This is a genomic window from Peribacillus sp. TE19612 (assembly GCF_056279465.1).
On record NZ_JBWCCL010000001.1, the window covers coordinates 429,575 to 454,494 of the forward strand.

Consider the following 24,920-nt stretch of genomic DNA (forward strand, 5'->3'; position numbering starts at 1 on the left):
TGATTAGTTCGACAAAATATGATAATCTATTTTTGTAAAGAGAAATTAATGAATTCTTATACAATTCAGTGTAACCGTATACAAAGTACTTTCAATCGATAGGATGTACCGAAAAGGATGAGGGAAATGACAGATACGTTAGTTCTGAAGAATGTAAAAATGGTAGAGGGAAAAGCAGCGGATATCATCCTGGAAAATGGGATGATTAAGGAAATTGCACGACCCGGAACTGCAACAGGAGATAAGATAATAGATTATGATCAAAAAGTTTTTGTTTCGAGCGGTTGGATTGATATGCATGTACATGCTTTCCCGGAATTCGATCCTTATGGTGATGAGGTTGATGAGATTGGATATAAAACTGGTGTAACAACGGTCATAGATGCGGGAAGCACGGGGGCAGATAGGATAACCGATCTGGTTAGAAGTTGTGAAAATTCCAAAACGAATGTTTTCGCCTTTCTGAATATTTCGCGGATTGGATTGAAAAGGGTTGATGAGTTATCGGATATTTCATGGCTGGACGAAGGGGAATTAATGAAGGCAATTTCCAAGTACGGGGATTTTGTCGTTGGACTTAAAGCGAGAATAAGTAAAAGTGTAGTTGGTCCAAATGGTGTCGAGCCATTAAAAATCGCTAGGAAGTTCTCGGCTGAAACGGGTTTACCATTAATGGTTCATATCGGTTCAGGGCCGCCTGATATTAAGGAAGTCCTTCAATTACTTGAGGAAAAGGACATTATTACTCATTTTCTAAATGGTAAAGCGAATAATTTATTTGATGAAAGAGAAGAGCCGCTGCCTGAGTTGATTAAGGCAATTGAACGTGGTGTACATTTGGATGTAGGTCATGGAACGGCAAGCTTTTCTTTTAAAACTGCAGAAATGGCTAAAAATCGGGGAATCGGCTTCAATACGATCAGTACGGATATATATCGGAAAAACAGAGAGAATGGGCCAGTTTTTAATATGGCAAATGTGCTTACAAAATTTTTGTACCTCGGTTATCCATTAAAAGAAGTAATAGATGCGGTTACGGTCAATGCAGCAGCTTGGTTGAATAAACCAGAGCTTGGAAGGATTTCAGCTGGGGATATTGCGAACCTGACTTTATTCTCGATCGAGAATGAGCCGACCCTTTTATTGGATTCCGAAGGCGAAAAAAGGATGGCAGAAAAAAGAGTTGTTGTAAAAGGAGTGGTTATAAATGGAGAATTCATTGAATGCTAAATACGGTTTGAAAAGAGTCATCAATGCAAGCGGAAGAATGAGCATATTGGGAGTCTCTGCCCCAACTGACACAGTGATGGACGCGATGAAAAAAGGTGGGCAAAATTATGTTGAAATTTCTGATTTAGTCGATAAGTCAGGCCAGCATATAGCGAATTTGCTTCATTCTGAAGCAGCGGTGGTCGTAAACTCAGCATCAAGCGGAATTGCGCTTTCAGTAGCGGCAATCGTTACTGAAGGAAACAGAAGGAAAAGCGAAAGGCTTCATCAAGATCTTATTCAAAAGAATGAAATCATCATGCTGAAAGGCCATAACGTTCAGTATGGTGCACCGGTTGAAACCATGATTTATCTTGGCGGCGGAAAATTGGTTGAAGTTGGATATGCAAATGAAGGGAAAGCAGAACATATTACGGAGGCCATAAATGAAAATACTTCCGCTATTTTATATGTGAAATCGCATCATGCTGTCCAGAAAAATATGATATCGGTCGAAGAAGCATGGGAAGTGGCCAAAACGAATAATATCCCTCTGATTGTCGATGCAGCAGCGGAAGAAGATTTGGAAAAATATGTACAATTCTCCAACCTGGCGATTTATAGTGGTTCAAAAGCCATTGAAGGACCCACATCCGGTATCGTTGCTGGCAGAAAAAAATATATCGAATGGGTAAAGGTTCAATTGCACTGTATAGGAAGGAGCATGAAGGTTGGAAAGGAAACGACCTTTGGTCTGCTTCAGGCATTGGATGAGTATTTTGTCAAGACGGATAATAACGAAAAAGAAAAAGCTAGTTTACAAGTTCTCACATCACTTGACTCGATTGATGGCGTAAAAGTAACGATAGTTCAGGATGAAGCCGGACGTGCCATATATAGAGCACGTATTTCCATAAATCCTTTGATAATGGAAACGACGGCGAAAGAAGTGAACGAGCAGCTCAAAAATGGGGATATCGCCATTTATACACGAGATTATGGGATACGGCAAGGCTTTTTCGATATAGATCCGCGTCCATTGCAAGGTGATGATATAAATGTCATTGAATCACGATTAAGAACCATATTAGGAGGAAAACAAGGATGACAAACATAAACAAACGGTTATTGAATGATCGTGTAGCCTTAAATGTACTTGCAAATAGTGTGGAAAATGCAGTGGAAGTCTTTGAAGCAGCTGAAGGACATGTATTGGTTGGTGTACTCTCAAAGGATTATCCAACTGTCGAAGCAGGTGTTACAGCAATGAAAGAATATGGGGAAGCCATTGATGAGGCCGTTTCAATTGGATTGGGCGCAGGCGATAATAGACAGGCTGCAGTTGTCGCAGAAATAGCAAAATACTATCCAGGCAGTCATATTAACCAGGTTTTTCCGGCTGTTGGTGCTACGAGGGCCAATTTAGGCGAGAAGGATAGCTGGATAAATTCACTTGTTTCTCCAACTGGGAAAGTCGGTTATGTGAATATCTCCACTGGTCCAGTAAGTGCAGGCGCCAGTGAAACTGCCATTGTGCCAATCAAAGCTGCCATTGCGCTCGTTCGCGATATGGGAGGAAATGCTTTGAAATATTTCCCTATGAAAGGGCTGAAGCATGAAGATGAATATCGTGCTGTAGCAAAAGCTTGTGGTGAAGAGGGATTTGCTTTGGAACCAACAGGTGGAATCGACTTAAATAATTTCGAGACGATATTAGAAATTGCATTAGAAGCAAAAGTGCCTAAAGTCATTCCCCACGTATATTCTTCCATCATTGATGAAGCGACTGGTAAAACGAATGGGGAGGATGTACGGAATTTATTGGCCATGACGAAAAAATTGGTTGAAAAATATGCCTAAAAGAATTGTGGCATTCGGGGAAGTAATGATGCGTTTGCAGGTACCAGGGCATGAATTGCTATCACAGGCTAACACGCTGCAATACTCCTTTTCAGGCACGGGAGTAAATGTGGCTTCTGCGATGACAAAACTTGGACATGATGGGTATCTTGTGACAATGTTACCGGATAACCCCCTTGGTGATTCAGCAATTTCAGCTTTGCAGGGCTTAGGAATCGGCAGGAACTACATCTCTAGAGGCGGCAAATACATGGGGATGTACTTTTTGGAAAATGGATTTGGACAGCGGGCGAGCCGTGTCACATATTCCAATCGACTGGAAAGCAGTTTTAATACTGCCACCTTATCCGATTATGATATGGATAGGATTTCGAAAAAGACGGATATCATCCACTTTTGCGGAATCACGCTTGCAATGGCGGAAAATGTACGGGAAAGCATGAAGGTGCTGGCTAGAAAAGTCAAAGAAAAAGGCGGTACAGTCTGTTTCGACTGCAATTACCGACCTTCCTTATGGGAGGGAGGTTACACTGACGCAAAGCCTCATTATGAAGAAATGCTTTCTTTGGCTGATATCGTCATGATGAATGAAAAAGACGCCCTTTATATTTTAGGAATGAAGTCAGAAGGCTCCACAAGGGAAGAACAGCTTGTTGAGTTGATCCCTGAAGTGGCCAAGCGATTCAATATTCAATCGATAGCGGGGACACATCGTTCGATCAACAGTGATAATAGCCATACGTTGAGGGGGTATATATACAAAGAAGAAACATTTTACTTTTCCGATATCCTATCATTTTCCGTATATGATAGAATAGGTTCAGGCGATGCTTACACCAGCGGAATCTTACATGGCGAATTGCTAGGTTATTCCCCTGAAAAGACAGTGCGATTTGCTGCTGTATCAGGAATGCTGGCATGTACTGTCGTTGGAGATACTCCTTTGGCAACCGAAAAGGAGATACTCTCGTCAATGGAAGGTAAAATGGAAGATATTAAAAGATAAGGCAGGAGATTAGGAATGAATGTGAACAGGAAAAATGGACCGATGTATTTACAGATAAAAGAAATATTAAAGGATCGTATTTTACATGGGGTTTATGCCATCGACACAAACATTCCCTCCGAGCCTCTTTTGGAAGAAGAATTTAACGTAAGTAAGGTCACTGTCCGTAATGCAATCAAAGAACTCGTGCAAGAGGGGTATGTTGAAAAGAAAAGCGGCAAAGGCACTAGAGTCATAGCAAATGGTTCGATTGTCAAACTTTCCAAAGGGAAACGTTTCACAGAGCTGTTGGTGGAGGAAGGGCACTCCATTTTAAAAAAGGTGTTAAACATAAGTCAGATTGACCTTTCTTCAGACTCTAAGCTGCATTCTTTATTTGGTGCCCGTTGCATAAGTATCGAACGGATATATTTATTGGACAATGAACCTTATATTTACTTTACACATTATATTTCACTTGATTTAAACCAAGAAGAGATTAAAGAGGTCCAAATCAATTCTTTGTACCGCTTTTTGGAAGAGCAAAACGTCAAACTTGAAACATTCAGAGATGAGTTTGCCGTTGCTATCGCTCCGGATCACATTTGCGAAACACTGAAAATCGAAAACAATAGTCCAGTACTAAAGAGGATTAGGATTTCCAGTGATGGGGACGGAAATGTTACGGAATACAGTGAAGGTTATTACAACACGGCTAAACAGAACTACATTGTGACATATAACGAGCCGGTACAATAATCCCATTTATTGTATTGGTTTGAATGTAAGCGATTTCTTGGGAATGGGGAGAATATATGGATCTATATTTATTAGGAATCACGCTGATAGCAATCGTAATCGTCATTTTGGGGGTATCATTGTGGAAATGGCATGCGTTCATCAGCCTGACTGTTGCCAGTTTATTTTTAGCGATTTTTTCCGGACTGCCAATGGACAAAATCGTTGGAGCTTATGAAACGGGTGTCGGAGCGGTCCTTGGGCACCTTATTGGAATATTGGCCTTAGGGACCATCCTAGGAAAGATGATGTCCGACTCTGGAGCTGGAATGCAGGTTGCTGACTTTTTCATTAATAAATTCGGTGTGAAAAACCTGCCATGGGCAATGCTTTTATCTGGTTTCATCATTGGCATTCCGGTATTTTTCGAGGTTGGTTTAGTAATATTGCTTCCTTTGGTCATTTCCATTCGTAAATCAACCAAAGTGAACATCTTGTTAATTGGTATTCCAGTACTTGCTGGTTTATCGATCGTACATGGGCTGGTGCCTCCGCATCCTGGAGCCATGACAGCTATTGGAATTTATAATGCTAACATGGGGCAGGTACTTCTGTACTCATTGATCATCGCATTCCCGACGGCTGTAATTGCGGGACCGCTATTCGCAAAATGGATTCATAAACGGGTTATTCCTGTTGGAGAACCGGAATTGATCCGTGTCGAAACAAAGTCAAGTGGATTACCCGGCACTGGAGTATCGTTCTTCATCATCCTTTTGCCAGTATTGTTGATGGTTTTAACTGTAGTGGCGCCTTATCTGCCGCTACCGGGTTCGATTGAAAAATTCTTATTGTTTATCGGAAGTCCAGTGATCGCCCTATTAATCTCCTGTTTTGCAGCTTACTATTTCTTGGGCTACAGACAGGGAATGGACAAATCACTAATTAAAAAGTTGACGGAAGAATGCTTATTGCCATTAGCATCCATAATTCTAATTATCGGTGCTGGCGGAGGGTTCAAGCAAATTTTAATTGATAGTGGCGTAGGGACTGCGATCGCTTCCATGTCTGAAGAAATTTCTTTATCACCGATCGTTCTTGCATTCCTTGTGGCCGGATTGATTCGGATTGCCACAGGTTCTGCAACCGTCGCTTTGACCACGGCAGCAGGGATCGTTTCACCGGTCGTTGCCAATATGACGGGTGTTAATCTAGAATTGCTCGTAATTGCCACGGGAGCAGGCTCACTCATGTTCTCCCATGTTAATGACGCCGGTTTCTGGTTAGTAAAAGAATACATGGGACTAACCGTTAAAGAAACTTTCAAAACTTGGACAGTGATGGAAACATTACTTTCCTTCGTTGCATTCGGTTTGGTTTTAATTTTCGATATATTCATTTAATTAAAATGAATTTCTGCAATGTCTGATTAAGTAATATTTACCTCCGTGAACTGTCTTGGGGTGACAGATCACGGAGGCTTTTATATATTTATGAACATACTGGGGATGAGAAAATGACCGGCTGTATTTTTAAAGATAGGTCGTTGCGGAAAAACAGAAACAAAAGTCATCCACAATGGGGAGTAGTTAGTCTAGTGAAAAGGGTGGAGCTTCATCCAGGAGATGTTTGTTTGGCTCCTCGAAGATATAAGTCCTGACAGAGACTTCTATATTGCAAGATTGACAGCTTCCCGTTTACATATTCATTCTGAATATAATCCAATAAATCATTGGCATGGTTAGGCTTTTGACGTTTTTCCTGAATATAATGGAGAATTAAAACTTCTATATTCACACACTCACCTTACTTGACAAGTATTTTTTTCCATAAATAATATAACATGGGCATTCAAAAAAATATCATTTTTTGAATATTTTAACTATCGACATATTTATACAAATAAAGGAGTGATTCGGAGTAACCGATGGGAAATTTTATCGGGTAATGCAAAAAATGAGCGATATTATTTCGACTTACTTTTAAGTCGGCACAAGAAAAACCCCTGATAGATCAAGGGTTGGAGGTATAAAAATGATTTACAAGGACTTCATGCTTGTATCTTTTGTACATGTATAGGTGATAAGCGCAGTTCTGCGGATTCTCTCTTAATGGAGAATAAATAAGCTGCCAAACCTAAGAGGGCTGTAAAAATCAGCATGGCGATCGATGAACTGAAGTCCCCGCCAGACAAGTCACGAAGCCATCCCATGATATAGCTCGAAAAGCCGCCCATGATATTCGTGAATCCAATTAGACCTGCGGCTCGTCCTGCCGTTTCAGGTGTTGAATATTTTACCATGAGCATATTGCTTAGGTGGAACACACCGCCTTGACATCCCATTGCCAGTCCCATACATAGTCCGGCCAAAATAGGATTGGGGATGAAGACAGCTACAGTCAAAAAGACAGCCGTCAATGAAAATAGAATCGTGGCCATCAAACTTGGACGTCTGGTTTTGTCAGCCAGAAAACCGCATGCCAAGACAAATCCTAAAGCGAATAGCCAGGAAAGTGAAGTAATGCTTGACATTCCTTCCTTTTCGAATCCTTTTGCTTCAATGAGATATGTAGGAAGCCAAATGCTGATTCCGAAAAATAAGAAGGAGCATACGAGCATGCCGAACCAAACGATCCAGAAACGATAATCTTGGGCAAAACTCTTCTTGTTCTCGGAGGGGGCGATTTCTCTCATTTCATCATCCGTTTGGCGAATGAATGCCAATTCCTCCTTACTTATAAGGGGGTGCTCTTCTGGTGTATTCCTCGTCATTAAGATGAACATCGGGATATTTATAAATAAGTTGAAAGCAGCAAGCATAAAGAAAGCTGCTTGCCAGTGGAGTAAAGATATCACAAGCACCAAAAACACGGCTCCCATTGCCGGTCCTAAATAGTTTCCGGTAAGCCAAGATGCCTGGGCCCTCCCCAATTCGCGTTTATTAAACCAGTTAGAAATGAGCTTTCCGGAAACCGGAATCATCATCCCTTCACCAAAACCAAGAATGATCCTGCTAATTAAAAATATTTCATATGAATTTGCCAGTCCTGACATAATCATCGTGATTGTCCAAACGAATAAACCGGCGATGGCTGTTTTTCGGGCACCTAATTTATCAATGATGAATCCCCAAAAAAGATTTGAAACTCCATAAGCAATGGTGAATACAAAAGATAGAAGACCGATCTTTGCATTTTTGTCAGCACCTGTCATACCAAGTGCATGCAAGAATTCTGGATCTGTTTGAATGATGGAAATGCCAACCTTATCAATTTGTCCGAAAAACCAAAAGAAAAAAATTGGAACGGCAATATACAACCATCTTTTTTGCCCATTTAACATAATACCATCTCCTTATCGCTTTTTAGCATTCCTTAAAACACTTACCATTGAGTATAAGTGTTTTAAAGTTACCCCTTTAGAAAGGTACTAGTTTTGAATATTCATTTAAGAGTTATCTCCCGCCTTTCTTTATAATTTTGATAGATAAAAAGTAACTGTAGTGTTTTGTAAGGAAAACAAAGTTTTACTTTCTTAACGATAAATTAAAATAATTTGATTGTCAATTTAATATTTTGATAATTTTCTATTTTTAGAATATAAGCGCTTTCAGTTCAATATCGAACTTTGTTTCATCCTATGGAGGAGATGGAACTCTATCAAGCAAGGACCTAAAATGGAATTAATTCTACTTCTTTGTGTCCAAAAAAATTATTAAAAATTCTGACTTGTTGATATTGAATTTAAAATCAGGAAAATTTATAATTCATTTATATTGTTTTGTATATGAAATACGTAATACGGAAAATATCGTGATTTGACAGAGAATATCGAAGTATGAAATTTATTTATTTGTTTTTACTGCTGTGATTGGTTATATTTGGTTATATAACAACGAGCTTTTCTATTGAAACGTCAATTAAGCTAGGCCTTCCAAATAGTTTTATATATGTAAATATGCTTTAATTGACACATAAACACTATTCTATTTATACATGAAGAGTAAAGGATTGTATGGTAGTAATGGTTGCCAATTTACGATACTGATTCTTTAACAGGAATAGGGATAAGGAATAGAGCTTAAAGACACCATCTCGGTTAAAAGTTCCCGGCTTTTACTAGCCGTTTTCCGGAAGTGGTGAAAGCCTTGATTATATCTGATGTGACTCGTAGACCAGTTGTTGTTAGCAGGAAAGAAAGAAAACGGAAACTTCTGAATTGATTACAATCCATCTAAATATGATTGGAAAAACTTGCAAAGCAAAGGCCAGTGCACGCTACTGGCGCCAAAGTTCCTGTCTAGTTAAGGTAGTAAAAGAAAATAGGCAACGATTGAAGTATGCATCAAAACATTCACAAAATGAACGATCGGAAAAAAATGTACATATACTTAAAGTTCTTCTTTCTAGGTACGAAGAAAGTTTTACTGATTGAGTTATAGTCAGAAGAAAATGAGATTTATTCACAACGGGGGGGAATACTCGAATGGCAAGCGAAGAAAAAGAGAAAGAGAAATATAGTGCTAATTCATTGGTTAGGGGCTTGGAAATCATTAAGCTCTTTAATGAAGTACAGCCGAGCTTGTCTCTTTCAGAAATAGCAAAACAACTGGGAGTAAGCAGAACCGTACCATATCGTTTATTATTTACATTACAAAATATTGGTTATTTATCTCAGGATGAACATACCAAACGTTATAGTTTAACTCCTAAAGTTCTTGAATTGGGGTTCAGCTTTTTGAATAGCTTGAAATTCCAGGAAATTGTCCAACCTTATATGGAGACCTTGCGTGATGAAATCGGAGCCTCCTGCCATCTGTCCATTTTGGATGGACAGGAAGTTGTTTATGTTGGAAGTGCCCCGATCAGAGGTGTATCCGCTGTCAATGTGAACATAGGTTTGCGGCTGCCGGCACATGCTTTGGCCAATGGAAAATTACTTTTGGCATATCAACCGAAAGAATTGCTCATGCAAATGTTCAAAATATCGAACCTTACTCCTTATACAGACAAAACACTCACCGCGCCTGGTGAATTTCAAAAACAGCTGGAATCCATTCGGCAAAATGGTTATTCGATGACAAGCGGGGAATTCCACCCTGGCATCCGTTCCGTTGCCGCCCCGATCTTTGATAGGACCGGGAATGTATTGGCTGCCTTGAATGTCGTGGCAACAGAGTCTGCTTATCAGGAGGATTTCATCGATAAAATTGCCTTGCCGAAACTGTTGGAAGTTTCTCGTCAGTTATCCGTTTATATGGGATATAGCGGGGTTAAGCCATATCAACACGAAGATGTCTGAACGATTTAAAATTGATTAATAAGTGAATAACCTCTTTCGAAAGTGTGGATCTCCCAATAGGGAAATCCACACTTTTTTGTGTTAAGAAAAGCAAATCGTTACAAGTTTATCCCATAGAGGTGAACGTTTGGATTATAAAAATAGTTTTAAATATTCTAAAAATTAATTGACAATGAAGCGGTTTCATTTTAGACTTAATTCATAGACAAAACAATGTTTTGCTTATGAAACATAATTCGGTTTAGAAACAACAAATAAGGGAGGAATTTTAAAATGACAAAAGAAACTTTCTCAGTGAAGGATTTTGAAAAAAAATATGTTGCCCGATTGAAAGACCGTACTCTTGATTGGAATGTCTTGAAGTTCCAAGAAGAAATTGATCCCGCTTATAGACGCGCACAGATGAGATATATTGGACGTGGTGCCACTGCCAATAACGATACGAATGTAATTGCAGGTGAACATTTCACTTTAAGTACGATGGTGCTTCCTCCGGGATGTATCGGTCCTTTGCACCTTCATGACGATGTTGAAGAGGTGTTTTTCATTCTTGAGGGTGAAGTCACGGCATTAATTCAAGAGGACAGCTACAGTGAAGTGCATGAAATCAAATTAAGTGCGAGAGACTGCATAAGCAGCCCACCGGGGGTTTATCGGGGAATTAGGAATGACGGGGATGTAGAGGCGCGCATGCTAGTGATGCTTGGGGCAGTGAAGCCTAACTTACCGACATATCCTGAAGGCAGTGAACTGGAAGAACTGCGTAAACAACGCTCTAAAGAAAGAGAAGCCATCATTAAAGATTGATCATTTAGCCGAAAGGGCACCTGCATTATGAAAATTAATGAGGCGCCCTTTTCGATTAGATTGTTAAATATGGCCAATGCGAATGATCAAAAGGGCAATCTAAATTATGGGAGGTATAAAAAATGCTTGGGATTACTCATTTACGACATATAAGCATGATAACTCCGAATTTCGACGATCAAGCAGAGTTTTATGAAAAGGTTTGGGGTCTGGATAGAGTGGATGTTCCGGAAGAGGAGAATACGGTTTATTTCCGGGGGGCTGGACCGGAACATCATATTCTTAGCCTTCACAGGGGAGAAAAACGAGGATTGCACCATATAGCTTTTGGCATGGTAGATAAAAATGCGGTGGACCGTGCAGCAGGGATATTACAATCGAAGGGCGTTCGAATTATTGAACCGCCAGGATATTTGGATGAAGCAGGTGCAGGTTATGGCCTGCGGTTTATTGATCCGGAAAACCGCGTAATCGAGCTTTCGGCTTGGGTGGAAGTGCAAACGTCTATTTGGAGCAAGAAAAATGTTGATCCAGTGAAATTGAATCATGTTGTAATGAACACGAAGAACTTAGATATGATCGTTGAGTTTTATACGGATGTACTTGGTTTTAAAGTCACTGATTGGAGTGAGCATCAAATGTCATTCCTACGGTGCAACAGAAAGCATCACTCCATCGCCTTCAATCAAGATGAGCATGCGTCAGTCAATCATATCGCATACGAAGTCGATTCCGTGGATGAATTGATGCGAGGAATAAGCAATGTCCGAAAAGCGGGCTTGTCTGAACTTTGGGGACCTGGACGTCATGGGCCGGGAGACAATATTTTCTGTTATTTTCAAGACCCAGGCGGTTTTGTAATGGAGTATACATGTTATCTGGAAACGATCGAAGATGAATCTGAGTGGAGAGCACGTGTATGGAAACGGGTTCCGCATTTAATGGATCAGTGGGGGATTGCAGGGCCGCCGAAACCTGAAGCGCGCAAAGCAATGGGAGGAGATCCCGATCCAGGCTGGGTTGATTCTCATATAGGTGGTTCTGTCATGGCGAAAAAATGAGGAGGAGTTTGATTTCCTCCCATGATTCTTGCGCTAGTTAGCTTCTTGTTGATAAAGGACAGCATTTGAGGAAAATGGCTTTGAAAAGGAGTGAAGAGAGTGGATTTAGGATTGCAAGGAAAAGTGGCTGTCATTATGGGCGGCACGTCGGGCGTGGGATTAAAAACAGCAGAAATGTTTTTAGCTGAAGGATCGAAAGTGGCTATTTGCGGCAGAAGTGCTGAGCGTATGGAAAGTGCACAAAGTCAATTGCTCTCATTTGGTGAAAAGGAAGATATTTTTGCATCAACATGTGATGTCACCTCAAAATCGGATGTGGATTCTTTCATTAATGGTACCGCTGAGAGGTTTGGCGGAATCGATATTTTGGTGAATGCAGCCGGTCAAAGCGTGATGGGTCACTTTTTTGACATAACGGATGAGCAGTGGGAAGAACAGATTCAGTTAAAGTTCTTTGCCATCATATATGCCGTTCGTGCTTCGCATCCTCATTTAGTGAAAAGGGGAGGAGGGCGGATCATTAATATTAATGCAACGCTTGCCAAAGAACCTGAACGTCATATGGTAGCGACTGCAGCAGCAAGGGCTGGCCTCCTTAATTTAAGTAAAACCTTGTCCCAGGAATTGGCATTTGACAATATATTGGTGAATTCAGTGAGTCTTGGATTGATCCGGACCGATCAATGGGAGCGAAGAAGGTTGAAAAATGCGCCTGATATGGACCCTGAAGAGTATTACGGGGACCTAGCGAAAAAACGGAATATCCCTCTCGGCCGCGTAGGGGAAGCGGAAGAAGTGGCCAGTGTCATTGTTTTCCTTGCTTCAGACAAAGCAAGTTATGTAGCGGGTTCGACGATTGAGACGGCAGGAGCGATTGGAAAGGCAATATAAATATATTACTGAAAAAGGTAGGATAACGCGATGAAAATACATGAAGAAATAGAGTTTACGACCGCCGATTCCATCGTAAAGGAGCTTGTTCAAGCAGGTGTGGAAGCTGCTTTCGGGATTGTCAGCATTCACAATATGCCCATCTATGATGCAATTCTTAGGGAAGGGAGCATCAAACTCATTTGTTCACGCGGTGAGAGCGGTGCCGTAAATATGGCTGATGGATATGCACGCGCCACCGGGAAATTGGGTGTAGTGATTACCAGTACTGGAACAGGGGCAGGAAATGCAGCTGGTTCACTAGTGGAAGCTTGGGCAGCTGGTGTCCCTCTTCTTCATCTAACAGGTGAGGTGGCTTCTTCTTATCTTGGTACAGGCAAAGGATACATACATGAGTGTAAAGACCAGCTTTCAATGATGAGCGGAGCTTGTAAAAATGCAGCGAGGCTTAGAAACCCTGACCAAACCGCAGCAGTAGTAAGGAAGGCAATCCAAGAAGCTTTAACTGCACCAACGGGTCCGGTTACATTGGAAATTCCAATTGACTATCAATCGGTGATCATAGAAGATCTTTCAGTCGAAGGGCTACGAACTTCACCCTCTGAAACAAATTCAATGCCAATTATTCCTGAACTAGCCGTTCAAAAAATGGTAAGCGCAAGCCGTCCTGTCATATGGGCCGGTGGTGGAGTCATCAGTGCCAATGCTTCGCAAGAGCTGCAAAAATTGGCGGAAATCCTTGGTGCAGCGGTTATAACCAGTCAGTCAGGAAAAGGTTCGATTCCAGAAAACCATGAACAATGCATCGGACATTTTGCGGCATATGAAACAACAAAAGAGTTTTTAAGAAATGCAGATTTATTGATTAGCGTAGGTGTAAGGTTTAGGGGGAATGAAACATCCAACTGGAAAGTGCCGGTGCCACAAGAACATATAGCGATCGATGCGGATTGGCAGGCCATTAACCGGAACTATAAAGCCACGTTAGGTTTGGTTGGCGATGCAAAAGATATGCTTGCTGCCATCATTCAAAAGCTTGAAGAACATTCAGTTCATGCAGAGCCATCTTATTTACAAGAAGTTCTTTCACTTAGAAATGAAGTGCGCGCTCAACTCAGGGAAACGCTTGGACCGTATGAGCAATTTGTGGATGGCATGAGGGAGATATTACCAGAGGATACCATTCTAGTTCGTGATGTGACCGTACAGGCAAACGTTTGGGGCAGCCGTTTATTTGAAATCTATGAACCGAGAACATCGATTCATGCATCAGGCGGCGGAATTGGTCAAGGTCTTCCAACAGCAATCGGTGCCCAAATGGGATGTCAAGATAAAACCGTCGTTCTTATGGCTGGAGATGGTGGGTTTATGGTGAACGTCGGGGAAATGGTTACGGCAGCCGAAGAAAACTTACCAGTTATCATCGTATTGTTCGATGACTCAGGCTATGGAGTTCTTCGCAATATTCAAACAGCTGCATATGGTCGGCAGGTAGCTGTGGACTTATTGAGCCCTGATTTTGTGAAGCTGGCTGAGTCCATGCATTTTGATGCAGTGCGTATTGGTTCTGGAGATGAGTTCATATCCGAACTGAAAAAGGCTAAGGAAAGACGTAAACCTTCAATGATCGTTGTTGATATGGAAGCTGTGGGGCCAATGGCCAAACCATTTGGCGGACCACCGGGAGCTGCGGAAGCATTTAAGCCCAAAAAACTATAAGGAGGATTGAGAATGATTTCGACATACCCATTTGTTTCAGGAAAATATCTAGTTAATGGAGAATGGATAGAATTACCGGAAAAAGTCGATGTTGTAAATCCAGCAAATACATCGGAAGTAGTTGGCCAGGTGGCAAAATGCTCTGAAGAAATCGTGAATGGCGCTATTGAAGCGGCAGAAAATGCTTTTGAAACGTGGTCTCGCTCTGATATTGGGGAACGGGCAAACAGGATGAACACCGCGGCAGAAGAACTATCAAAAGTTATCGAGGAAAATGTTACAGTGTTTGTACGTGAGAATGGCAAAACACTTGTTGAAGCTAAAAAGGATTTACTGCGCTGTGTTGAAGTCATGAAGGGCTGTGCAGCAGAGTTACTTGATTGGTGGAAGCCTGAAGTGCTTCCAGGAAATCAAAAAGTCCAAATCCGAAGAAGGGCAAGAGGAGTCACGGCAATAATCACACCGTGGAATTCTCCGATGATATTAACATTTAAAAGGGTGATACCTGCTGTTTTGGCAGGCAATGCCGTTGTCGTAAAACCTGCAACGAATTGTCCCTTAACGATCATGACCTGTTTAAAAGTAGTTGCTGAACATTTTCCTCCAGGAGTCATCAATATAGTCTCAGGATCAGGAAAAGCAATCGGCGATACACTATGTTCCGATTCACGCGTAAGGACATTGGCGTTTGTCGGAAGTACGGAAACCGGGAAAGATATCATGAAAAAATCAGCTGGAAATCTGCAAAAAGTATATATGGAACTTGGCGGCAATGATCCTGCCATCATCTTGGAAGATGCCAATTTGGATGAAGCAGCTATCAAACGTTTGAGGATGGGGATTTTACGAGCAGCGGGTCAGGTTTGTTCTGCTGTAAAAAGAGTGTACGTCCAAGAATCACGATATGATGAAGTTGTGGAGAAGCTGACCAAAGAGTTCAGCCGGATGGTGATCGGTGATGGAATTCAGCCTGATGTAACCATGGGTCCATTGAATAATAAAGCACAATATGACTTTGTGAATGGCTTGATCGAACGTACCGCCAAGTCAGGAGGAAATATAATCACAACCGGCATCCAGCTGAATCCGGAAACTTGGGATAAAGGTTATTATATGCTTCCTTCCATTATTACTGGCGTCGATCAGCAGAGCGAATTGGTTCGAGTGGAACAATTCGGACCGATCATTCCAATTTTACCTTTCAATGATATCGATGAAGCTGTAAAATTAGCGAATGATAGTGAGTTTGCGCTGCGTGCATCTGTTTGGACCGAGAATGAAGATATCGCTGTCGAAATGGCAGATCGCCTTGAAGCTGGTGCGGTATTCCATAATAATCATACCGTTTTCAGCGACTTGGCCCTGGACTTCCCTGGCTTGAAAGAAAGCGGTGTTTCGCGGGAAACAAGACATTGCGGGTTGGAATTCTTTGCGGACTCATACGGGTTTGCTGATTGAGGAAGGATGAAACTACATGAAGTTAGGTTTAATCGGGTGCGGTAATATCGGAAAATTTCTGCTTCAGGCCATTAATAACGACGGACTTCTTCCAGGTGGAAGAATCGTTGCGATTTATGCCCGCCGTGAAGAAGTTGCGGCACAATTAGCTGAAGAATTCAGGACACAGCCATATCGTGATGTCGACGAACTTCTTAAATCCGATGTTGATTTAGTCATAGAGGCTGCAACGATAGAAGCAGCTGAAGAGTATGCATTGAAAGTGCTTAAAAGCGGGAAGGATCTCTTGCTAAGCAGCATTGGCGTTATGGCGAATTCCGCCTTTGAAGAACAATCAAACCAGATTTGTAAATTGAATAACGTGAATATTCTCCTTCCGTCTGGTGCGATTGGAGGTCTAGATGTACTTAAATCGGCAAAAGCGGTGAATGGCCTTGAATCTGTTTGCATCACCACAAGAAAACCGCCAAACGCATTGCCGGCAGGGTCTTCAGTGACAGAAGAAACGGTATTATTTGAAGGAACTGCTGCAGAAGCGATCAAGCAGTTTCCGAGAAACATTAATGTTGCGATTGTGCTGTCTATGGCTGGTCTTGGATCAGAAAAGACGAAAGTGAAAATCATTGCCGATCCAAATGTGTTAAAAAACAATCACCTGATAGAAGCGTCAGGTTCGTTCGGGAAACTGAAACTGGAAGTGGAAAATGATCCGATGCCAAATAACCCGAAAACGAGTTATCTAGCGGCATTAAGCGTTTTGGCGACTCTGCAAAACAAGGAAAAAAGCGTTCAGATCGGGTAATGCATAATGATGTAAAGCTTGGAAGGGAGAGAAAAAGTATGCTTAAAACTGAAAAATCCTTAGAAGAAATGTCGAAACAGCAAGTTGTTGACTATTTGAACGAAACGGTTAAACCAGAGGAAGGCGTTATACCTGCATACCTCCTTGGAGACCCAAAGGTTTATGATATAGAACATGAAAAAGTGTTTTTGAAAACATGGGTTTTTATCGGCCATGATTCTGAAGTACCGAACAAAGGAGACTTCATGACCCGTGAACTTGCTGGCTACTCGCTCATCATTACTCGTGATGCTGAAGGGGAAATCAGGGCGTTTTATAATATGTGCACCCATCGCGGAATGAAACTATGCCGTGCAGATAAAGGGAACAAGTCATTATTTACTTGCCCCTACCATGGGTTTAATTTTAAAAACACTGGTGAACTCGTAGGAGTGCCATTACAAAAGGATATATATGGGGGTAACCTTGACCGCTCGGAAATGGGCCTTCACAAAGTAAAGCTTGAATCCTATAAAGGTCTTTTATTTGGAACTTGGAATGAAGATGCAGAGCCGCTTGAAGAGTTTCTTGGAGACATTAAATGGTATTTGGATATCCTTGTAGGACGTGCAGAAATGGAAGTAATCGGAGTTCCGCAAAGATTCGTTGTTAATTCAAACTGGAAAGTTGGTTCCGATAACTTTGTTGGTGATTCCTATCACACGATGGTCACACACGGATCCATTGCCAAACTGGGCATGGTGCCCAATGCTACCTATTCAAAGCGCGGTTTTCAAATCCATACGGATAACGGGCATGGACTAAACTTAGGGACTCCTAATCCTGACTTCGCTTTTCCGGAAGAATTGAAAGATGAATTTAAAACTAATTTGTCTGAAGAACAATATGGAGTGTTATCAAACTTAAAGAATATGATTGGGAATGTCTTCCCTAACTTATCATTTTTAATATCCCATACAAAAATCAAAGACCAATTCATCTCCAACACTTCAATAAGGATGTGGCGGCCAATCGGTCACAATAAAATGGAAGTGATTGCTTGGATGCTCGTGGAAAAGAACGCCTCCCAAGATTGGAAAGATAGATCAAGAGATTCATTTATCTTGACCTTTAGTCCATCCGGTATTTTCGAACAGGATGATACGGAAGTTTTTACTGATATAACTGAAGCAGCCCAAGGCCCAATGCCTTTCCTAAAGAATCTAACCTACAATTATACAATGGGTCTTCATCGTGAACCAGTTGATTTTATAGGTCCTGGTGTTGCTTACGATGATAAATTCACTGAAGCGAGCCAAAGGAATTTTTACAAGTACTGGCTTGAATTGATGACGAAATGATAAGCGGGAGGGGGAACGGAAATGAATGTGGAGAAAATGTTGCTCAAATGTCAATTTGAACAGTGGCTGTATGATGAAGCTCAATTACTCGATGATATTGAATTTGATGATTGGTTCGATTTAATGCACTCGAGCTTACGTTATCAAATGCCTGTACGTGTTAATAAAGAAGGGGTGGAACGCCCGGATTATTCAACGGACATGTTTACATTTAATGATGATATTGAGCTGCTGAAACTGCGAGTGGATCGTTTGAAAACGGATTATGCTTGGGCGGAAATACCGCCATCAAGAACACGGCGTTTTGTCTCAAATGTACGCGTTAAAGACTATGTTGAAGGTGAAAAGGCAGTCGTCAAGAGCTACCTGCTTATCTATCGGAGCCGCAGCACGGATATTCAGCATGATCTTATTTCAGGGGAACGAAATGATGAATTCATTTTCGAAGAAGGTAAATGGAAACTTTCAAAACGAATATTCATTGTTGATCAATCAACGATAAATACCAGAAATCTTGCTATCTTCGTATAATATTGACTTGAATAAAAAGAGATAACAAGGAGGCTGGTTACAATGGCAATGGCGTTAAAGGATAAAGTAGTGTTGATTACTGGAGGCAATTCAGGTATCGGAGAGGCAGTCACAAGACGTTTTATACAAGAAGGGGCAAAAGTCAGCATCATCGGCCGCTCGATAGAAACGCTAAATAAAATGAAAGAGGAATTTGGTGAAGAAATCCTCATTAACCAAGGCGATGTAAGCAAATATGAAGACAATGAGAGGGCTGTTCAGGCCACTGTCGAGCAATTTGGAAAACTGGATGTTTTCGTTGCCAATGCAGGAGTCTTTGATGGATTTGCTAAATTTGCCGACGTAACGCCCGATGCACTTTCCGATGCATATGATTTTCTGATCGATATTAACGTTAAAGGATCCTTCTTCGGTGCTAAAGCCGCTCTTAAAGAACTGCAAAAATCGAATGGCAATATTATTTTCACCGTATCCGGTGCCAGTTTCTATCCTGATGGCGGCGGGGTGTGGTACACAGCAAGCAAGCATGCCCAAATAGGGCTGATGCGCCAACTTGCCTTTGAACTTGCTCCTAAAATCAGGGTGAATGCTGTAGCGCCTGGTGGCACTCTGACCGCATTATCAGTCATTCCTCCCCTACGTCCATTCGTTAAAATCGTGGATAATGAAACGAAGGCCAATAGCATTAAAAAAAGAAACCCTCTTCAGCTTGCACAGCTGCCCGAAGATCATGTAGCTGCATATGTCCTATTAGCATCGGACGCAGCACGTGCAATCACCGGCGAAGTCATCTCCAGTGATGGAGGATTGTCCGTTCGCGGACTGGGTTGAGTTCATAATAAAATAAACTATGGGAAGTAGGTTTATTAGTATGGCTGAATCACTATTGGGCAATAGGAATATTAATCAACTCGCATTTGTTGTAAAAGATATTGAAGCTGCTAATCTAGCTTTCACAAGACTGCTGGGCATTAAGAAGGCAGAACCATTTCTAACTGGTGACAGTTCTGTTTCGAAAGTCACTTTTAGAGGTGTAGCAACGGAATCGCAATCCAAACTGGCTTTCCTGAATACGCCGACCGTCCAATTTGAACTAATAGAACCCGATAAAAATCCAGGAACGATGCGTGAGTTCCTGGATGAAGTAGGTGAAGGGATTCACCATATAGTTTTTGATGTGGACTCTATCCAAAAGAGGCTGCCAATCATGGAGAAAAATGGTTACCCAGCTTTGCAAACGGGTGAATTCACCTCAAGTGACGGCCGATATGTATATGTGGATACACTAGATGATCACAAAACGTTAGTTGAACTGCTTGAAAGTGCGGAGCCAAGAGTAATGGCATGGGAAAGACCGGAAGATGACAGCATTCAGCCGCTACTAGGGACTAACAAAGTGGAACAGCTTGCGTTTGTTGTCAAAGACCTTGATGCGGCTTCAGATGCATATTGTAAGTTGTTGGGTGTTGAAAAATCTCCCATCATCCATTCTGGTTCATCCGATATTACAAACGTGATTTACAAAGGGAAGCCCACTGAAGGCAAATCAAAATATATGTTCATCAATACTCCGTTCATTCAAATTGAATTGATCGAGCCTGGCGAATCACCCAGTACGTGGAAAGATCATCTTGAAACATATGGTGAGGGTGTTCACCACATCTCTTTTGTCGTTAAAGACATGGAGGCTAAAATGAAGATGCTGGAAGAAATGGGCTATCCGGTCATACAGACAGGAAACTTTTTTAACGGAAAAGGCCGGTATGCCTATATGGATACAAAAGCGACCTTTAAAGTGATTATTGAATTGCTGGAACGTTTTGATGAGTAAACAAGTAACAATGATCATCAAAAGGTGTTTGGATGAATTGTCTGGGCAATTGGAACTTACATAATTAGAAATAAGAACCCCAGGGGTCATTCAATCGAAAAACCTAGCCATTTTCCCACCTAATCAGCTGATTAACTACCTAGAAGCGCAACCGTAAAAAGCATACAAGGCAATGGTCGGGAAGGGGACTTCAACCATGGCCTTGTACGGTTCGAATAAAAGTGAAAAATTTAACATCAATATGGATCGTATTGACCTTTATTGATTTTTCTACATCTTTGTCACGAATTGCCTGGATTAACTGTAAGTGCTCGTTGTTTCGTTTCTCATATCAAGATTTATCAACCAATGTAACATCCTCGTTACGGGCCGATAAAAAGGAAATTCAAAAAGAAAGCCATGATGAATCTGTAGTCTTTTGGAGAAAGGTATTTCTCGAGTAGGAATATAATAAGCGGTGAAATTCAATGTTTGCACGAATTTCCGCTATTCGGTCATTTTTATTTATTGCTTGTTGCAGTTTATCCGTTGCCTATTCCAGTTTTTTTCTCCTCTTCCGTAATTCCTTCACAGTCTTTTTGTATAGAATGGTTTTCGAGCATTTTTCTGATTTCCAATTCCTCCTGCAAAAGTTCAATATCCACATTGGATATGACCATCCCTATGCACAGGTTTCACCTGAAGCAAATTTTCCTGTTCCAAGTTCCCCAAAGCTTCACAAACCGGTGTACGGCTACAATTGAATTGCTGGGCGATATCATCTTCCGTTAAACGGACTCCGGGCAAAAATATCCCTTCAATGATCGCATTTATAATAACAAAAAATATAGCTTCCCTTAAGGGCTTAGAATAATAATGTTCTATTTGTTCTGTACTATATTGATAGTGACTGGTTTCCATGGTGTTTCTTGAAAAATATAAAAGTATATTTATTTATCTTAAAAAACGAGTGAAGTCATTTCAACGCTTCATACTTTTTATTATTTATAAAATTCAATGGGATGGATGAAACTATTTATTACTAAAGACGCTCAAAAGGCTATCTGTCCATATTGGCAGGGGATAAATCAGGGAAGCCCCCACCCAAGCTGTAACTGGGAAACTGCCTGATACTTTTGCGGAAAAAAGGTGGTAATAGAATAAGCGGAAGCACTAATAGTAGGTTTTGATATCATTTTGCCCTGACGAATGATGGATATGAAAATTCTTTTTAACAGATAACCATGCTAGAAGGGAGATTCATGTTGCTCGATTACATAAAGATGCTATGATTGAAATCGAAGCTTATTTTAAACGAAAGAGAATATAGATTGATATTTTCTTTCTTTAATATACATAGAGGAAGCAGGAGGAGTTATTAATGAACTTAGCACAATTTCCCAGGAAACGATATACACCGACATATACACCAGTTGAGAAACTAGATCATTTTTCTGAAGTTCTTGGGGGCCCATCCATTTACGTTAAACGAGACGATATGCTTGGTCTGACGGCAGGCGGAAATAAAACAAGGAAACTGGAATTCCTTGTTGCCGATGCATTGGACAAAGGCGCGGATACATTGATTACATGTGGAGGCATTCAATCCAATCATTGCCGCTTGACACTAGCTGCTGCGGTTAAAGAGAAAATGAAATGCATCCTTGTGTTGGAAGAGGGCCTTTCAAATTCTGAACCGAATTTTAACGGTAACTATTTTCTCTACCATTTATTAGGCGCTGAACAAATCAAAGTAGTGCCTAATGGAGCTGACTTAATGCAAGAAATGCAAAAAGTGGCTAAAGAAGTGACAGAGAAAGGACATCAACCTTACATCATCCCGGTTGGGGGATCCAATGTCATTGGTGCGACGGGATACGTTGCATGTGCTCAGGAGATCTTGGCCCAGTCCTTTGAGCAAGGAATTGATTTGAAAGCAGTTATTTGTGTAAGCGGCAGTGGAGGAATGCATGCTGGTTTGGTGGCAGGATTTCATGGAAATCACAGTGGAGTATCGGTAATTGGAATAAACGTAAGCAGAGGGAAAGTTGAACAAGAAGAGAAAGTTTTTCAGCTTGTTAAGGAAACTTTAACACATATCGGCATTCCGAATTCACTTCCTCGTGAGGCTGTTACGTGTTTTGATGAGTATGTCGGCCCGGGTTATGCTTTGCCTACACCTGAAATGGTGGAAGCAGTCAAGCTAATGGCAAGAACGGAAGGGATACTGCTGGATCCGGTATATACGGGGAAAGCGGCAGCAGGACTCATCGATTTAATACAAAAAGGCACCTTTAAGCCGGAGGATAACATTCTATTTGTTCATTCTGGCGGTGCTTCATCGCTATACGCCAATACGTCTCTCTTTAATTGAGATTTTACGAACCAACTGGTTCGCCTGCACCAGTTGGTCTAAAGTAATCATTTCAAGTTGTTCTCGTTGAATAGAATGATGTTCCGAAAGCATCCTCATCACCTCAAGTTTTTAATAAATCTATTTTAAAACAAAAATGACTCTAGGCAAAAGTGTTCTATCTAAAAGGTAAGTCAAAGTTGATTGGAACGGAAGGTATGAGACTCCTGCGGGAAAAGCGCGTCTAGGGAGACCCCGCAGGCGAAAGCCGAGGAGGCTCCCCAACCGTCCGAGGAAAGCGAGTGCCCTACGTTCCAATCAACGTCCAAATTGTACAAGTCATAAAAAAGGACAAACTCGATTTGGAGTTTGTCTACAGTCTGAGAGGATTCTACAGTTGTAGAATCCTCCTTTAATGTTACTTTTCGATTAAAGACGTCGTATGATCAAAAACAACTTTTCCATCAACGATCGTTAGCTGTACCTTTGTATTGGGAATTTCTTCTACTGGTATTTCAAAGAGATTTCGTTCTAATACTACGATATCAGCAAGTTTTCCTACTTCTAATGTTCCCAATTCCTTCTCCCTAAAGGAACCATAAGCTGATCCGGCTGTATAAGCTTTCAATGCTTCGGCAAGTGTGATGCGCTCATGTGGATGCCATACCGTTTTTCCGCTGCTGTCGATTCTCGTTACTGCCCGATAGATTTGCAGAAGCGGATCAAGGGTATCGATTGGGAAGTCCGTTCCGAATGCCAATTTCGCTCCGGCTTCTTGCAGTGTATTAATCGAGAAAACATACTTTTCTCGTTCTGTACCAATCCGCTCGGTATAAACACCTCTTTCAGACATCGCAAAGTGATCCGGCTGCATTGAAGCGGTCACGCCTAGCTCTTTGAAACGATGAATATCATCAGGGTGGATCACTTCAATGTGTTCAACAGAATGACGCGAATCTCGTTTACCGTTTGTCTTTTGCGCTTCCTCATAGGCATCTAAAGCAAGGCGAATCGCTCCGTCGCCAATTGAATGAAAACGAATGCTGAAGCCTTCTTTATCAGCATCAACGACCCATTTTTTGATTGTTTCAGGAGGGAACGATGATTCACCTCGTGTATTCGGTTGATCAGCATAAGGTTCAAGTAAATAAGCGGTACGGGCTGTAATGACGCCATCGATAAATTGTTTAAGTCCTGACACACGAAGTTTGTCCGATTGATACGTATCTCGTAATTTTTGGACACGTTCAAGATTGCCATTTAAAGCTGGCCATAAATGAATACGGGCAGTTAAATCTCCATTGTCTTCAAATTCTTTGAAAACATCATAATCATTAAGCATTTCCAATGCTTCTATTGCGAATAAGTCGTGGACGGATGTTACTCCTAAACCAGCCGCATGAGTGAGGAAATTCGTGAAAAGTTCTCTCTTTTGTTCTTTTGTAAATTCATAGGCATGGAGGATAACCGCGTCCATTGCTTTTTCGTATAAAAGACCATTAGGTTCCCCATTTTCGTCTTTTCCAATCATTCCATACGAAGGGTTTTCCGTATGACGGGTAATATTAGCGATTTCAAGTGCCTTTGAATTTACCCATGCGTAATGACCTTCGGCGTGAAACATAAGCACCGGACGGTCGGGGAGAATGCGGTCCAATGAAGACCGATTCGGTAATTGCTGCGTATCCCAATATCCTGCATCCCATGAAGCGCCGATTATCCAAGGATCTTGCGGGCGCGATTCGGCAAATTCACGAATCATTTCCAACGCTTCTTCTTCTGAACGGGCTGGGAATAAATTGGCACTATTCATCGAAACAGCCCCATCCATCATGTGAAGATGGAAATCATGAAAACCCGGTAGAATAAATTGGTCATTAAATTGATGGATTTTGGTATTCTCGCCTGAATAAGGTTTAACCTCCTCTTCAGAACCAACCGCAATGATTTTATTGTCCTTAATCGCAATTGAGGCGGGCTCAGGTTGATCAGAAAGTCCTGTAAATACAGCATTACTTGAAATAATTACATCAGCTAGTTGTTGATTCATTATC

At 41.3% G+C, this 24,920-nt stretch carries 23 protein-coding genes; 18 read left to right on the forward strand and 5 right to left on the reverse strand.

Features of this window, described 5'->3' with window-relative positions; translation table 11 throughout:
• Positions 1–126: 126 nt before the first annotated feature.
• The 6 genes from ACZ9AO_RS02050 to ACZ9AO_RS02075 are packed head-to-tail and all read left to right on the forward strand — an operon-like array spanning position 127 to position 6,195.
• On the forward strand, positions 127–1,230 hold the full coding sequence (locus tag ACZ9AO_RS02050; RefSeq protein ID WP_476108332.1) for an amidohydrolase/deacetylase family metallohydrolase: 1,104 nt from the start codon (positions 127–129) through the stop codon (positions 1,228–1,230).
• On the forward strand, positions 1,208–2,317 hold the full coding sequence (locus tag ACZ9AO_RS02055) for a DgaE family pyridoxal phosphate-dependent ammonia lyase (RefSeq protein WP_476108333.1): 1,110 nt from the start codon (positions 1,208–1,210) through the stop codon (positions 2,315–2,317). The genes ACZ9AO_RS02050 and ACZ9AO_RS02055 overlap by 23 nt, the downstream gene beginning before the upstream one ends.
• A complete protein-coding gene (gene dagF, locus ACZ9AO_RS02060; protein ID WP_251539332.1) occupies positions 2,314–3,069 on the forward strand; it encodes a 2-dehydro-3-deoxy-phosphogluconate aldolase in 756 nt (251 codons plus the stop codon). Before ACZ9AO_RS02055 ends, dagF begins: the two co-directional genes overlap by 4 nt.
• Positions 3,062–4,075: a sugar kinase gene (locus ACZ9AO_RS02065; RefSeq protein ID WP_476108334.1), complete on the forward strand. Its 1,014-nt coding sequence runs from the start codon at positions 3,062–3,064 to the stop codon at positions 4,073–4,075. The genes dagF and ACZ9AO_RS02065 overlap by 8 nt, the downstream gene beginning before the upstream one ends.
• A gap of 15 nt (positions 4,076–4,090) precedes the next feature.
• Complete coding sequence (locus ACZ9AO_RS02070) at positions 4,091–4,813, forward strand: GntR family transcriptional regulator (protein ID WP_048678855.1); 723 nt, start codon at positions 4,091–4,093, stop codon at positions 4,811–4,813.
• Positions 4,814–4,869: 56 nt separating this feature from the next.
• A complete protein-coding gene (locus ACZ9AO_RS02075; protein WP_054396071.1) occupies positions 4,870–6,195 on the forward strand; it encodes a GntT/GntP/DsdX family permease in 1,326 nt (441 codons plus the stop codon).
• A 211-nt stretch (positions 6,196–6,406) separates the two neighbouring features.
• On the opposite strand, the gene yppF is transcribed toward ACZ9AO_RS02075, so the two are convergent.
• The gene (yppF, locus tag ACZ9AO_RS02080) at positions 6,407–6,589 is read right to left on the reverse strand and encodes a YppF family protein (protein WP_055348417.1); all 183 of its coding nucleotides are present in this window, start codon (positions 6,587–6,589) and stop codon (positions 6,407–6,409) included.
• A 253-nt stretch (positions 6,590–6,842) separates the two neighbouring features.
• Positions 6,843–8,135, reverse strand: a complete 1,293-nt coding sequence (locus tag ACZ9AO_RS02085; protein WP_476108335.1) for an MFS transporter — start codon at positions 8,133–8,135, stop codon at positions 6,843–6,845.
• A gap of 1,143 nt (positions 8,136–9,278) precedes the next feature.
• On the opposite strand from ACZ9AO_RS02085, the gene ACZ9AO_RS02090 reads away from it, so the two are divergent.
• The 11 genes from ACZ9AO_RS02090 (at position 9,279) to ACZ9AO_RS02140 (ending at position 20,534) form a co-directional block, all read left to right on the forward strand.
• Entirely contained in the window at positions 9,279–10,094 is an 816-nt protein-coding gene (locus ACZ9AO_RS02090; RefSeq protein WP_063593378.1) for an IclR family transcriptional regulator, read from the forward strand.
• 273 nt (positions 10,095–10,367) lie between these two features.
• Complete coding sequence (locus ACZ9AO_RS02095; protein WP_034312308.1) at positions 10,368–10,901, forward strand: cupin domain-containing protein; 534 nt, start codon at positions 10,368–10,370, stop codon at positions 10,899–10,901.
• Positions 10,902–11,023: 122 nt separating this feature from the next.
• Positions 11,024–11,962 (forward strand): VOC family protein, encoded by a 939-nt coding sequence (locus ACZ9AO_RS02100; RefSeq protein WP_262868810.1) that lies wholly within the window; start codon positions 11,024–11,026, stop codon positions 11,960–11,962.
• A 99-nt stretch (positions 11,963–12,061) separates the two neighbouring features.
• Positions 12,062–12,853, forward strand: coding sequence for an SDR family oxidoreductase (locus ACZ9AO_RS02105; RefSeq protein WP_251539342.1), 792 nt, complete (start codon positions 12,062–12,064; stop codon positions 12,851–12,853).
• A 30-nt stretch (positions 12,854–12,883) separates the two neighbouring features.
• Complete coding sequence (locus ACZ9AO_RS02110) at positions 12,884–14,572, forward strand: thiamine pyrophosphate-binding protein (RefSeq protein WP_476108336.1); 1,689 nt, start codon at positions 12,884–12,886, stop codon at positions 14,570–14,572.
• A gap of 12 nt (positions 14,573–14,584) precedes the next feature.
• Positions 14,585–16,030 (forward strand): aldehyde dehydrogenase family protein, encoded by a 1,446-nt coding sequence (locus tag ACZ9AO_RS02115; RefSeq protein WP_476108337.1) that lies wholly within the window; start codon positions 14,585–14,587, stop codon positions 16,028–16,030.
• Positions 16,031–16,046: 16 nt separating this feature from the next.
• Complete coding sequence (gene nadX / locus ACZ9AO_RS02120) at positions 16,047–16,832, forward strand: aspartate dehydrogenase (RefSeq protein ID WP_034312299.1); 786 nt, start codon at positions 16,047–16,049, stop codon at positions 16,830–16,832.
• A 38-nt stretch (positions 16,833–16,870) separates the two neighbouring features.
• Positions 16,871–18,172, forward strand: coding sequence for an aromatic ring-hydroxylating oxygenase subunit alpha (locus ACZ9AO_RS02125; protein WP_034312297.1), 1,302 nt, complete (start codon positions 16,871–16,873; stop codon positions 18,170–18,172).
• Positions 18,173–18,193: 21 nt separating this feature from the next.
• On the forward strand, positions 18,194–18,703 hold the full coding sequence (locus ACZ9AO_RS02130; protein WP_034312295.1) for an aromatic-ring-hydroxylating dioxygenase subunit beta: 510 nt from the start codon (positions 18,194–18,196) through the stop codon (positions 18,701–18,703).
• A gap of 42 nt (positions 18,704–18,745) precedes the next feature.
• Positions 18,746–19,534, forward strand: a complete 789-nt coding sequence (locus tag ACZ9AO_RS02135; RefSeq protein ID WP_476108338.1) for an SDR family NAD(P)-dependent oxidoreductase — start codon at positions 18,746–18,748, stop codon at positions 19,532–19,534.
• 40 nt (positions 19,535–19,574) lie between these two features.
• Positions 19,575–20,534 carry a VOC family protein gene (locus ACZ9AO_RS02140; protein ID WP_476108339.1) on the forward strand — a complete coding sequence of 320 codons (960 nt, stop codon included), beginning with the start codon at positions 19,575–19,577 and terminating at the stop codon, positions 20,532–20,534.
• A 385-nt stretch (positions 20,535–20,919) separates the two neighbouring features.
• Here ACZ9AO_RS02140 and ACZ9AO_RS02145 read toward each other — a convergent pair whose 3' ends face one another.
• Both ACZ9AO_RS02145 and ACZ9AO_RS02150 read right to left on the reverse strand, forming a co-directional pair.
• Entirely contained in the window at positions 20,920–21,054 is a 135-nt protein-coding gene (locus tag ACZ9AO_RS02145) for an FCD domain-containing protein (protein ID WP_476108476.1), read from the reverse strand.
• A gap of 113 nt (positions 21,055–21,167) precedes the next feature.
• Positions 21,168–21,434 carry a GntR family transcriptional regulator gene (locus ACZ9AO_RS02150; protein ID WP_476108341.1) on the reverse strand — a complete coding sequence of 89 codons (267 nt, stop codon included), beginning with the start codon at positions 21,432–21,434 and terminating at the stop codon, positions 21,168–21,170.
• A 460-nt stretch (positions 21,435–21,894) separates the two neighbouring features.
• Between ACZ9AO_RS02150 and cuyA the strand changes: the two genes are divergently transcribed.
• Entirely contained in the window at positions 21,895–22,887 is a 993-nt protein-coding gene (cuyA, locus tag ACZ9AO_RS02155) for a D-cysteate sulfo-lyase (protein ID WP_476108342.1), read from the forward strand.
• A 397-nt stretch (positions 22,888–23,284) separates the two neighbouring features.
• Here cuyA and ACZ9AO_RS02160 read toward each other — a convergent pair whose 3' ends face one another.
• Positions 23,285–24,916 (reverse strand): amidohydrolase, encoded by a 1,632-nt coding sequence (locus tag ACZ9AO_RS02160; protein ID WP_476108343.1) that lies wholly within the window; start codon positions 24,914–24,916, stop codon positions 23,285–23,287.
• Positions 24,917–24,920 lie beyond the last annotated feature (4 nt).